Annotated in this window: 11 protein-coding genes; 1 reads left to right on the top strand and 10 read right to left on the bottom strand. The window is 68.3% G+C overall.

All coding sequences use genetic code 11. From position 1 onward, the window contains the following. Positions 1 to 89 precede the first annotated feature (89 nt). Complete coding sequence (locus QMX79_RS16845) at positions 90 to 1,352, top strand: MFS transporter (protein ID WP_282247756.1); 1,263 nt, start codon at positions 90 to 92, stop codon at positions 1,350 to 1,352. Positions 1,353 to 1,474: 122 nt separating this feature from the next. Here QMX79_RS16845 and QMX79_RS16840 read toward each other — a convergent pair whose 3' ends face one another. The 10 genes from QMX79_RS16840 to QMX79_RS16795 all read right to left on the bottom strand — a co-directional run bounded on the left by QMX79_RS16840 (position 1,475) and on the right by QMX79_RS16795 (position 12,150). Further along, the gene (locus QMX79_RS16840) at positions 1,475 to 2,194 is read right to left on the bottom strand and encodes a GntR family transcriptional regulator (protein ID WP_282247758.1); all 720 of its coding nucleotides are present in this window, start codon (positions 2,192 to 2,194) and stop codon (positions 1,475 to 1,477) included. A 204-nt stretch (positions 2,195 to 2,398) separates the two neighbouring features. Continuing rightward, positions 2,399 to 3,754: an SLC13 family permease gene (locus QMX79_RS16835; protein ID WP_068850068.1), complete on the bottom strand. Its 1,356-nt coding sequence runs from the start codon at positions 3,752 to 3,754 to the stop codon at positions 2,399 to 2,401. Positions 3,755 to 3,842: 88 nt separating this feature from the next. Then, the gene (gene mdcH, locus QMX79_RS16830; RefSeq protein WP_282247755.1) at positions 3,843 to 4,763 is read right to left on the bottom strand and encodes a malonate decarboxylase subunit epsilon; all 921 of its coding nucleotides are present in this window, start codon (positions 4,761 to 4,763) and stop codon (positions 3,843 to 3,845) included. Further along, complete coding sequence (gene mdcB, locus QMX79_RS16825; protein WP_282247754.1) at positions 4,760 to 5,605, bottom strand: triphosphoribosyl-dephospho-CoA synthase MdcB; 846 nt, start codon at positions 5,603 to 5,605, stop codon at positions 4,760 to 4,762. The genes mdcH and mdcB overlap by 4 nt, the downstream gene beginning before the upstream one ends. Further along, on the bottom strand, positions 5,602 to 6,273 hold the full coding sequence (gene mdcG, locus QMX79_RS16820) for a malonate decarboxylase holo-[acyl-carrier-protein] synthase (protein WP_282247753.1): 672 nt from the start codon (positions 6,271 to 6,273) through the stop codon (positions 5,602 to 5,604). Before mdcG ends, mdcB begins: the two co-directional genes overlap by 4 nt. Next, positions 6,266 to 6,970, bottom strand: coding sequence for a biotin-independent malonate decarboxylase subunit gamma (mdcE, locus tag QMX79_RS16815; RefSeq protein WP_282247757.1), 705 nt, complete (start codon positions 6,968 to 6,970; stop codon positions 6,266 to 6,268). Before mdcE ends, mdcG begins: the two co-directional genes overlap by 8 nt. A 2-nt stretch (positions 6,971 to 6,972) precedes the next feature. Further along, positions 6,973 to 7,881: a biotin-independent malonate decarboxylase subunit beta gene (locus QMX79_RS16810; protein WP_282247752.1), complete on the bottom strand. Its 909-nt coding sequence runs from the start codon at positions 7,879 to 7,881 to the stop codon at positions 6,973 to 6,975. Continuing rightward, a complete protein-coding gene (mdcC, locus tag QMX79_RS16805) occupies positions 7,878 to 8,198 on the bottom strand; it encodes a malonate decarboxylase acyl carrier protein (RefSeq protein ID WP_282247751.1) in 321 nt (106 codons plus the stop codon). The genes QMX79_RS16810 and mdcC overlap by 4 nt, the downstream gene beginning before the upstream one ends. An 11-nt stretch (positions 8,199 to 8,209) precedes the next feature. Next, on the bottom strand, positions 8,210 to 9,853 hold the full coding sequence (gene mdcA, locus QMX79_RS16800) for a malonate decarboxylase subunit alpha (protein WP_282247750.1): 1,644 nt from the start codon (positions 9,851 to 9,853) through the stop codon (positions 8,210 to 8,212). A 125-nt stretch (positions 9,854 to 9,978) separates the two neighbouring features. After that, positions 9,979 to 12,150 (bottom strand): TonB-dependent siderophore receptor, encoded by a 2,172-nt coding sequence (locus QMX79_RS16795; RefSeq protein ID WP_282247749.1) that lies wholly within the window; start codon positions 12,148 to 12,150, stop codon positions 9,979 to 9,981. Between the last annotated feature and the right edge of the window lie 210 nt (positions 12,151 to 12,360).

Raw genomic sequence — 12,360 nt, 5'->3', positions numbered from 1 at the left:
GCTGCAGGGTGTCCGACGAAGCGCAGCCACGCAGGGCGTGGCTCTACGACGACACGGTCTGCAGGCCGTTTGTCGTAGGCTCCGAACCCATGACCAGCCCACCCCCGGCCGCACCCACCCGCTCCATGATCGTCGCCGGCCTCTCCACCGTGGTGGAGTGGTACGACTTCACCCTGTACCTCTACCTTGCGACCGTGTTGTCGCGGGTGTTTTTCGGCGGCGGCGACAACGCCCTGCTGGCCACCCTGGCCGGGTTCGCGGTGAGTTACCTGATGCGTCCCCTCGGCGCGCTCTGCTTCGGCCACCTCGGTGACCGCTTCGGCCGGCGCTACATGCTGCTGGCCTCCATGGCCCTGATGACCGTGGCGATGCTGGCCACCGCGCTGCTGCCCACCTTCGACAGCATCGGCGCCACCGCCGGCGTGCTGTTGCTGCTGCTTCGCTGCGTCATGGCGTTCTCGGTAGGCGGCGAATACACCGGCGTGGTGGCCTACCTGCTCGAAAGCGCACCCCTGCGCCGGCGCGGACTGGTCACCTCGCTGGCCTCCGCCGCGAGCGAAGTCGGCGCCCTGCTTGCCGTGGCACTCTCGGCACTGACCGTGGCGCTGCTCAGCAGCGCCCAGCTCGATGGCTGGGGCTGGCGCATTCCCTTCTTCATCGGCGCCGCCCTGGCCGGCGCGATCCTGCTCGCGCGCTCGACCATGCACGAATCGCCCGAGTTCGAACGCCAGGTGGCCGCCGGCACCGTACCCACCTCACCGATCCGCGACACCTGGCGCTTCCACCGCGGCGCGGTCGCGCGCACCTTCGCCATCTCCGCCCTGGGCTCCATCACCTACTACGTCGGCATCACCTACGTACCCGCGTTCCTCGGCTCGTCCAGCGACATCGGCGAATCCAAGGCACTGTGGCTGTCCACCATCGCCGCCGTCGCCGTGATCGGCGTGACCCCGCTGGCCGGCGCGTTGTCCGACAAGGTCGGGCGCCGACCGGTGCTGATCAGCCTGGCGCTGCTCTCGGCATTGCTGCCGCTGACCATGTTTGGCCTGATGGCCACCGGCAGCGCCGTCCAGATCGCCTTGGCCGCCGTCGTGCTGGCCTGCCTGGCCGGCGGCGTCAGCGCCGTCGCCGCACCGGCCACCGCCGAACAGTTCCCCGGCGAAGGCCGGCTCAGCGGCCTGGCGCTGGGCGTGACCATGGCCACCGCCTTCTTCGGCGGCGCCACCCCACTGCTGGCCGAACTGCTCGTACGCCACACCGGCTGGGCGGCCGCACCCGGCGCGATGATCGCGGCCGTCGCGCTGTTGGTATTGCCCGTTCTTTGGGGCCTGCGGGAAACACGCCCGACCTGATTGCGCAGCCACGCGCGAACCACGCTACATCTCGGTGCGGCGGGTCCCGGGCGCGTGGCGACGCGTTCATTGGAATGGCGCCCACTGGTCACGGGGCGCGGCGTGGCTCTACCGGGGGGGTATTACGTGCCGCCTTGAGTGGGCAGCGGGGCGGGGACGTTCAACAATCCCCCGGCCGCCACATACGCCGCCAACGCCTGGCCCTGGCTCAGCAGGTGCCGTTCCATCGTGCGCTCGGCCGCCTCCGCATCGCGCCGGCGGAAACACTCCATCAACTCGCGATGTTCCGCCAGCGACTGCGCCGTACGCCCCGGCGTCAACAACTGCCGGCCGCGATGCATCTTCAGAATGCGGTGCAGATCATGCGTGATCCGGATCAACCACGGATTACCGGCGTAGTGCTGCACCGTCTCATGGATCAGATAGTTGTTGCGGTAGTAGTCGGCAATGTTGCCCTCCGCCGCCGCCGCCTCCATCGCCGCATGCAGCGCCTCCAACTGCTGCACCCCCGCATCATCGATGTGCTTCACCGCCTCATGCGCACAGCGCCCTTCCAGCATCGCCATCACCGGAAACAGCTGGTTCAGATCCTCCAGCGTCAGCCGCGTCACCCGCGCCCCACGCCCCGCATCGATCTGCACCAGCCCCTCCGCCGCCAGCAGCTTCAGCGCCTCGCGCAACGGCGTACGGCTGATCCCCAGCTCCTCGCAAAGCCCCGGCTCATCAATCCACTCACCCGGAGGCAAGCGATAGTCATAAATGCGCTCACGCACATGCTCGGCCACCTCTTCATAGAGAGGCGCGCGCTTTTTAGAGGAACGCGGGGCAGGGGCAATAGCCATGAACGAATTGTATTCCTTCTTTCCCGTGGCCACCGACACACCGTCAAAGGTGGGTCGGGGCGGGGTTGCGGGGGTGTGAGCCGCATGGATGCGGCGACCAAGCCTACATGGACGTACTTGCGGCGTCCCCCGCAACCCCGCACCGTCCCGCCAAGCCGCGGAGGCTCTGGCAATGGGCTGTTGCTCTTGATGTTGCTTGCAGCCTTACATCCAGCCAGGAACAACAAACAGCAGCCAAGCCAACAGCGGCCCGAACACCACCACCAGCCCGCTGTACACCAGGAACCGGCGGAACAGCGACTCGCGCTCTTCCTTGGCCGCCGACGCCACCACCAGCGCACCGTTGGTCGAAAACGGACTCACATCCACGATCGTCGACGACACCGCCAGCGCGCAGATCACGCCCGCCGCGCCCAGGTGCCCCTGCAGCAGGAACGGCACCGCCAACGGAATCGTCGCGCCCAAGACCGCCGCCGACGACGCAAACGCCGACACGATCCCGCCCACATAACAGACCAGCAGCGCCCCCAGCAGCGGAATACCGATGTTCGACACCCCGTTGCCGATGAAGTCCACCGAACCGGCCTTCTCCAGCACCCCCACATACGTCACCACACCGCAGATCAACAGCACCGTCGACCAGCTGATCCCATCCACCGCACCCTTCTGGCTGGCCGGCGACAACAGCGCCAGCACCACCGCCACCGTGATCGACACCAGCCCCACATTGAGGTTGTAGATCAACGCCGCCACGCCCAACCCGACCAGCCCCACCAGCGTGAACAACCGCTCGCGCGTGATGCCCACCGCCTCCAGCGCATCCGGATCGTTCGACAACGTCCCGCCGCCCGCCGACACCAGCGCCCCGTGGCCCTCGATCGCGAACTGCCGCGACGACGCCTGCGGCCCACCGGCCAACGCCAGCTCACCGCCGCCCATCGCCACCGCACCGCGCCGCATCAACGCTACCCCGCCGAATGCGAAGAAACAGATCGTCGCCATCATGAAGTTGAAGCCCAGGCTGGTCAGGAACACCGCCATCTCCGTCACTTCCAGCCCCGCCTTCTGCACCACCCCGTTGGTGATGCTGCCGTACACACTGATCGGCGAGAACCCACCCGCCTGCGCGCCATGGATCACCAGCAGGCCCATCATCAGCGGGTTGATCTTGTATTGCTTCGCGAACCGCAGCGCCACCGGCCCGATGATCGCCACCGCCGCCGGACCCAGCGCACCGAACGCAGTCAGTACCGCCGTGACCACGAACATCACCCACGGAATGGCCACGATCCGCCCGCGCACCGCCCGCACCGCCCAGTGCACCAGCAGATCGATCGTGCCGTTCTTCTGCGCGATCGCGAACAGATACGTAATACCCACCAGGGTCAGGAACAGATCGCCCGGGAAGCCGCCCAGCACCTCCTTGCCCTCCATCCCCACGAAGATGCCGCCGATGATGAAGGCCAGCGCAAACGCTACCGCACCCATGTTGATCGGCAGGGCAGTGGCGATGATGAACATGATCACCAGACCGATGATCGTTGCAATTTGTGGACTCATGCGCCCTCCCAGACACGTGATTCGCGTACCGCACGGATGGGAACCCGCCATCCACGGGGTGTGGCGTGCTACAGGTGGAGCCAACCGCTCATTGCAGGCGACCGAGTGCGCGTTGCACCCAGTCCGCCGCACCGTCCAGGTGCTGGAATTCTTCGACCGCGCGGACCTCGCAGCACGGATACGCGCTGGCTACCATGCGCGCCAGCGCGGTGCCCGGGCCCAGTTGCAGGAACACCCGCGCACCGCGTTCGAACAGCTGGCGCATCACCTGCGCCCATTCGATGGTCTGCGCCAGCTGTGCCGACAACGTGTGCACGCTGCCGGCGTGGTCGCGCACCACCCGCCCATCGATGCCGGCCAGCACCGGCAGGCCCGGCGGCTGCCACGCCACCGCCTCCAGCGCAGCGGCGAAGCGCGGAACCGCCGCCTGCAGCAAGGGCGTGTGCGAAGGCACGTGCACCGGCAACGGGCGAATATCCGCACCAGCAGCGCGCGCATCGGCAGCCATCGCCTGCAGTCCAGCCAGCGCACCCCCCACGATGAAATGATCATGGCCATTGACGATGGCGATGTACGCGCCATGCGCCGCGCACAGCGACTGCACCCGCGCGCGGTCCAGTCCCAGCACGGCGTGCATGCCTGAGTCGGCGGGGCTGGCAGCATCCATGTAACGCGCACGCTGCGCCGCCAGGGCCAGGCAGGCGCGTATATCGAAGCTGCCGGCGATGGCATGTGCCGCCAGCTCACCAATGCTGTAACCGGCCACCATGCCCGGCACCGGCAGCCCAGTGCGAAGCGCCTGCCAGTGCGCCAGGCTGGCCGCACACAGCAGCGGCTGCGCCAGCGCGTTATCAAAGCGCGCCTCCGCGCCTGCCGCAGCGAACACGTCCTGGCCCAGCACCTCACTTAATCCGTCAAGCACCTCACGCGCCGCCGCGTTGTCGCGCACCCGGTCGAACATCGCCGGGTGCTGCGCGCCTTGGCCGGGGCAGAGCAGGGCAAAGCTCATGCTGCCTCCTGCTGCAGCAGGAAAACGCTGCACGCCAGCAGGTCTGCACTGCCGCCCGGGCTCAGCCGGCGGGCCACGAACGCCTCGCCCAGCTGCTGCAGGCGCGGGCGCCAACCGGCGGCGAACGCACCGCCATCGGCCATGAACGTGGCCGCCTGGGTGCGGGCCCAGTGCAGGCCTTCGGCACCGCCACGATGCAGCAGGTTGATGTCATCCAGTTTGGCCACCAACGCCATCAGCGTGTGGCACAGCGCGGCCTCGCGCGGAAGACCGGCCGCCAGCGCTTCGCGCAGGGTCGGCAGCGCCAACGTGCGCAGCATCGGATACCCCGCGGCCGCCTGTTGGCGCACCCCGGCAATGCCATGCCGGGCGCGCACGCGCTGGCCCGGGCTGTGCGGATCCAGCGGCGCGGCCAGCAGCTCAGGCGACCAGTGCCGGACGCCCAGGCAGACCTGCTCGCCCGACACCGGCAGCCCCATGCTGCGGCAACGCGCAGCCGCCGCCACCAGCAGCCCAAGACTGAAGATCGCACCCCGGTGCGTATTGATTCCCCCGGTGGCACGCAACATTGCTGCCTCGGCCTGGATGCCCAGCGTGCGCAGCGCAGGGAACGGCGCATCGTCCGCACCGGCCAGCGCGATATCGCGGAAGTAGTGGCGCAACGCAAACAGGCTGCGCAGGAAGGTACCGGCATCCATGTCGTCATGGCTGCCCGGATCGAACGGCGTCACCAGCCCCGGCTTCGGCGCCACTGCCAGCTCCGCATGCAGGCTGTCCACCGCCAGCCGCCCCAATCGCACGGAATCGACGCAAGGCCGCAGAACGTTCAGAACCGCGCTCACCAGGCGACCCCGTAGTGCCACGCCCTGCGTGGCAACCCCACACACCCAAACAGGTTCGACCGCAACTCCAACCCGGCCCCATCCACCCGCTTCACCAGCACTTGCCGCGACCCACCGCCATACTCGCGCCAGTTCACCGCCCCGCCATCGGGCAGGCTCAGCTCACCATCCACGCGCCGGCCAAAGCGCAGCTCCCACGCCTGCACGGCAGCAACCAGCGCGTCGGCATCCGGCGCGGTTTCGACATCCCACAGCAGGTCGATATCCGACCGCGCATGCACGTACTGCAATCCGGTCAGCACCTGCCAGGCAAACGCGCCGAACACCCGGGCGGGCGCCAACCTGTCCAGCGCCGCCAGCGCGTCTTGCCACGCCTCCGGCAATCCGGGGTGCACCCGCACCTCCGCCAGTTCCAGCGGCGCCTGCTGGCGCACGATGTCGCCCAGCGGTACCCGCAGGCCCAATCGCTGCTTGCCCTCGGCGGGGGGAAGGGGAACACCGAGGCGCACGCGGGGATCGGGATCATCGGCAGCGCGGCGCGCCACCACGGCGGGCCAGCCCTGGGCAAACCACGCCGCCAGGCGCGCGTCATGCGCGGCCACGTCAGCCCGCCAATCGGCCTGCGCCGACAGCCAGACCAGCGCGTGGCGGGCAGGCCGGTCAGGCATCGCCGGCGGCCACCTGTGCAGCCACGCGCGCGGCCAGGGTTCGGCCACCACGCTCGGCACCGCGCTGCGCGCGGCGGTCGCCGTCGGCCGGCGTGCGCAGTGCGTCCAGCAAGGCCTGGGCCAGATCGCCGTGCCATACCGACTGCACCGCGCCCATCGCAACGTAGTTCTCCACGCCCGGCGCGAACACCGGCGAGCTCTGGCTCAGCGCCTGCAGTTTCTCGAGCGGCTGCTTGGTCACCCGTGCCATCGCGCGCAGGTCCATCACCCGCACCTGCGCATCGGGCAGGGCATGGATGTGGTCGGCCATCAGCCCGAACGACAGGAACCCGCCACTGACCGATTCGCCGTACACCAGCGTGACCAGGCGCGCGCCACGGCGACGGGCCAGGTCCAACGTCTGCGCCAGGTGCGCGAAGTAACCATTGATGCCCAGCAGTTCATCGCGGCGCGCCAGCCGTTGGCCGGCGGTATCGACCAGCATCACGATCGGGCGCTGCGGGTACTCGGCGGTGCTCGCCAATACCGTTTCGGCCAGCACCAGCGCGTGATCCACGCCCACTTCGATCTTGTCGGTGGTGCCGATCACAGTCACCTCGCCGTCGTCGGTGGTGGCGGTGCCGGTCAGTACCGAATCGGTGACGGTAATGGCGTGCCCACGCGGAAACAGCGCGTCGAGCAGGGTATTGAGCAGCATGGTCATGGCAGGCTCCGGTCAGCGGTGGCGGCCAGGAAGTCATCGGTATCCAGCAGCGGCAGCCGCTGCGGATCGTCGATGCCGAGCCGTGCCCAGATTTCCAGCCCATCGCGGCAATCGCCCCAGGCCTGCGCGCGCGCCTTGAGGGCGGCGTGGCGGGCCTGCAGCGCCGCCAGGGCGGTATCGGTGCCGGTGCTGGCGGCATCCGGCTGCAGGGCATCCCATGCCGCCTGCGCGAACGCCTCTATCGCATCGGGTACCAGCACCTGGGCCTGGTCGATCAGGTAGCGGTGCTTGCCGCCGGTGACCCGCCAGACCAGGGCGCGGTCGCGCGCATCGAACTCTTCCACGCCGCGCACCGTTTCGATCACCTCCGGGCCGGACAGCGACAGCCGGCCTTCCTCGGACATGATCACCGTGGTGCAGCAGCGGGCCACGATGCCCATGCCACCGAACGCGCCGTTGCCGCTGCCGATCAGCGCCAGCACCGGTACCCCGGCGGCGCGCGTGGCCAGCACCGCGCGCATGATTTCGGAAATGGCGATCAGCCCGGCGTTGGCCTCATGCAGGCGCACGCCGCCGGTATCGAGCAGCAGCAGTACGCCCTCGGGGCGGGTCTGCACGGCGCGTTGCAGCAGGCCGGTGAGCTTGGCGCCGTGCACTTCGCCCACGCCGCCGCCCATGAACTGGCCCTGCTGCGCGGCTACCAGCACGCGCCTGCCGCGCAGCTGGCCTTCGCCCACCACGATGCCGTCGTCGAACGCGGCGGGCTGGTCCAGCTGGGCCAGGTGCGGGCTGATCGCGCGCTGCGCGGGCCCCAGCAGTTCCTTGAACGAGCCGCTATCCAGCAGGCCGGCGATGCGCTCGCGCGCGTCGGCTTCGTAATAGCTGTGGCGGTGGGCCAGGCTCATGCGCTGTCTCCGGCGTGCAGGGTTTCCACTGCCTGGTCCAGCCGCAGGCTGACCACGGCGGGGGTGGCGCCGGCGTCGTTGATCGACACCTGCACATCGCGCAGCGGGTGGCGGCGGGCGAAATCGGTGATCACCGCTTCCCAGATCGTGCCGAAGCCGCGCGCGGCGGTGATGATGCGCACCGCCATCGCACCGTCCAGCGCGGCCGGTTCCAGCAGGATTTCCAGGTTGCCCGAGGCCAGCACGCCGACCAGCACCGCATCGGTGGGGAAGTGCACGGCCTGGGTGCCGGTGAAGCGATAGTCGAGGGTTTCCATGGCAGGTTCCCTTACCAGTTGCGGAAGCGCTTGGGCGGGTCGTACAGGCCGCCGGACCAGCGCACGAGGTCTTTCACCGAACGCGCGGCCAGCAGGTCGCGGCTGGCATCGCGCACGTGGATGCCCAGGTCGGCCGGGCGCTGGATCACGCCCCGGTCGCGCAGGTTCTCCACCATGGCGCGGTCGCGGCCCAGGCCCACGGCGGTGTAGCCGGCCACGCCGCGGATCGCCTGTTCGCGTTCCTCCGGGGTGCGGCACAGCAGCAGGTTGGCGATGCCTTCTTCGGTGAGCACGTGGCTGACGTCGTCGCCGTAGATCATCACCGGCGGCAGCGGCATGGCCGCGCGTTCGGCCAGTTCCCAGGCATCCAGCCGATCCACGAAGGCCGGGGCCATGTGTTCGCGGAAGGTTTCCACCATCTGCACCACCAGCTTGCGCCCACGCGGCATTTCACCGGGGCGGGCGGCCTGCTGGCCGGCCTTCAACCAGGCGTCGCTGGCATGGCGGCGGCCGCGCGCGTCCGAGCCCATGTTGGGCGCGCCGCCGAAGCCGGCGATGCGGTCGCGGGTGGCGGTGGAGCTGTTGCCCTGCAGGTCGATCTGCAGGGTGGAACCGATGAACATGTCGCACGCATACAGCCCGGCGGTCTGCGAGAACGCGCGGTTGGAGCGCATCGATCCATCCGCGCCGGTGAAGAACACATCGCCGCGCGCGGCGATGTACTTCTCCATGCCCAGCTCGGAGCCGAACGAGTGCACCGATTTGACGAAGCCCGATTCGATCGCCGGGATCAGCGCCGGGTGCGGGTTGAGCGCCCAGTGCTGGCAGATCTTTCCCTTCAGCCCGAGCGATTCGGCGTAGGTGGGCAGCAGCAGTTCAATGGCGGCGGTATCGAAACCGATGCCGTGGTTGAGCCGGTTGACCCCGTATTCGGCGTAGATGCCCTTGATGGCCATCATCGCCATCAGCACCTGGATCTCCGAGATCTGCGCGGGGTCGCGGGTGAACAGCGGTTCGATATGGTTCGGGCGCGGCGCCTGCACCACGAAGTTGACCCAGTCGGCGGGAATGTCGACGCGGGGCAGGGTGTCGACGATCTCGTTGACCTGGGCGATGACGATGCCGCCGCCGAACGCGGTGGCTTCGACGATCACCGGGGTGTCTTCGGTGTTGGGGCCGGTGTAGAGGTTGCCGTGGCGGTCGGCGGCCTGGGCGGCAACGAGGGCGACACGCGGGGTGAGGTCGATGAAGTAGCGGCCGAACAGTTCCAGGTAGGTGTGGATGGCGCCGATCTGGATGCGCCCTTCGGCGACCAGGTTGGCCAGCCGCACCGACTGCGGGCCGGAGAAGGAGAAGTCGAGCTTGGAGGCGATGCCGCGTTCAAATACATCCAGGTGCGAGGGCAGCGACAGCACCGACTGCACCATGTGCAGGTCGTGGACCCGGGCCGGGTCGAGGTCGGCCAGGCACTGGGCGAGGAAATCGGCCTGTTTCTGGTTGTTGCCCTCCAGGCAGACCTTGTCGCCCGGCTCCAGCAGCGCGTGCAGCAGGGCGATGGCATCGTCGGCGGCGACGTTGCGGCCACGCGCCCAGGGGGCGGCGCGTTCAAGCCGGGCCTGGCGGCCGCGCTCCAAGGTGTCCCAACTGGGGTTCATCGACGGGCATCCGAATGACGTTTCGGTAATTACGCCATAATTACGGACGGCGGTGCAACCCGCAGCGCAGCATAAAAAAGGCCCGCCAGGAGGCGGGCCCATTCAGTTTTAAGTGGCGCGGCGGATCAGTACTTCCAGCGCAGGCTCGCGGAAATGAAGCGCGGTTCGCCGTAGTTGTTGTAGTCCAGGTTGGCCCAGTAGGTCTTGTCCAGCGCGTTGCGCACGCTCAGGGTGGCGGTCCAGCTGTCGCTGATCTGGTAGTTGGCGTGCAGGTTGACCAGCATGTAGGCCGGCTGGCGCACGGTGCGGGTGCCGCCCAGCGGGTAGGGGATGTTGTAGCCCTCCACTTCGCTCTGCCAGGAGAAGCCACCGCCCACGGTCAGGCGGTCCAGCACGCCGGGCAGGCGCACGCTGGTGCTGAGCTGCAGGAAATCCTCGGGCAGGTTGGCGTAGATCAGGTCGGTGGTGGCGCGGGTCACCTTGACGTGGGTGTAGCCGGCATTGACGGTCCAGCCCGGGCGGATTTCGCCGTTGATGTCCATTTCCCAGCCGCGCGACTTGGTGCCGTTGACGCCGATGTAGGCCGAGCTGCCATCGCTGAGCGAGCCATCCGGCAGGCTCATGTCACGCACGGCGTAGTTGTCCTGCTTGGCTTGGAAGATGGCGGCGTTGGCAGTCAGGCGGCCGTCGAACCACTGCGACTTGATGCCGGCTTCCAGGTTGGAGCCTTCCACCGGGGCGAGCAGGTTCTCGTTGCGGTCTTTGTAGTTCTGCGGGTTGAAGATTTCGGTGTAGCTGGCGTACACCGAGAAGTCGGGGACGATGTCGTAGACCAGGCCGACGTAGGGGGTAACTTCGTCGGTGACCTTGTACTGGCCGCTGGTGCCGGTATAGGTGCCGGCGGCGTTGTAGGCGCGGGTCAGGGTTTCCCAGCGGCTCAGGCGCGCGCCGGCGATCAGCGAGAGCGGGTCGGCCAGGCGCAGGCGGGTGGAGGCGTACACGCCGCTCTGCCGGGTGCGTGCGATGCGGCGGGCGCCGGTGCGGCTGGCGGTCAGCTCGGGAATGTCGCCGTTCCAGTTGCGGATGTCGGGGATGTTGTAGCGCCAGTTGGCCACCGAGGTGAGGGTCCAGGTGGTGGCTTCGAGGTCGGACCAGCTGCCACCGACGACGACATCATGTTCGCGGCCGAAAGCGGGGAAGGTGCCGGACAGGAACAGGTCGGCGCCCTTGCGGGTGTCTTCGGCGTCGCCGGCACCGGCGAGCAGCCAGGTACCTGCACCGGTCACGGGATCGGGGTAGCCGCTGCCGTAGACGCGCACGTTCTGGACGTTGCCGCGGGTGTAGGCGGTGTTGAGCTTGAGCAGCCAGTTTTCACCGAAGCGCTGTTCGAGGTTGGCGAAGGCGGTGCTGGTTTCGCGCTGCCAGTAGCTCCACTTGGGGGCCATGTTGGTTTCGCGCGGGAGGTGGGCGAAGGTGCCGTCGCTGTTGAAGAAGGGCACGGTGCCCCAGGTGGAACCGACCGGGTTGTTGTCCTGGCGCTGGTAGCCGACGGTGACGGTGGTGGAATCGGTCAGGTCGCCTTCGAGCACGGCCATGCCGGCCATCTTGTCTTCTTTGTAGCGGTCGTAATACAGCTCGCGATCGGTGTAGGCGGCAACGACGCGGCTGCGGAAGCGGCCGTCGCTGGTCAGGGGGGCGTTGACGTCGGCTTCCATGCGGCGGAAGTCCCAGCTGCCTGCGCTGATGGCGAAGGAGGCGTCGAATTCCTTGCCGGGGCGCTTGCGCAGCAGGTTGACGGTGGCCGAGGGAATGCCGGCACCGCTGAGCAGGCCGTTGGCGCCGCGGATGACTTCGATGCGGTCGTAGAAGGCGGTGTCGTATTCCTGGTTGGTGGAGCCGCTGTAGGTGGGCAGGCTGTCGACCTGGAAGTCGGTGATGGTGAAGCCGCGCGCGTAGTACAGGGGGCGCTGGGTGTCGTAGAAGGAGACGTTGACGCCGGTGATGTTGCGCATGACGTCGTTGATGGAGAACAGCGATTCGTTCTGGATGCGGTCGAGGGCGAGGACGCTGGTGGACTGCGGGGTTTCCTGCAGGGTGATGGGCAGGCGGGTGGTGCTGGACGGCGCGCGCTGGGTGCCGACGACGTTCACTTGGTCAAGGGTCTTGGCGTCGGCGGCGCCACCGGCATCGACGGTGTCAGCCAGGGCCAGGGGCGAGGCCAGCGACAGCACGGAGAGCAGGGCCAAGCCCAGCGGGGCGCGGCGGAACGAAGCGGGCGGCAGGGTGCGGAAGGACATGCGGGGTCTCGGCGGAGGCGGTGGGGGTGCACAACGGGACGCAAATGTAAATCGTTCGCATTCTAATTACAATAATTTAACGAGCTGGAAGCGTCAGCGTCTTCCTCTTCCGGGCTTGGTCGCGGGGCGGTAGGGGGCAGCGGGGCACGCGTGAATCCATCCATGGAGCTCTTCGCGGCTCCTGCCGCTCAAGGCCCCGCTACCCCCTAC

Source organism: Stenotrophomonas sp. PS02300 (genome assembly GCF_029959395.1).
Taxonomy (GTDB): Bacteria; Pseudomonadota; Gammaproteobacteria; order Xanthomonadales; family Xanthomonadaceae; genus Stenotrophomonas; species Stenotrophomonas maltophilia_AD.
This window is presented reverse-complemented; position numbering and strand designations above follow the sequence as displayed.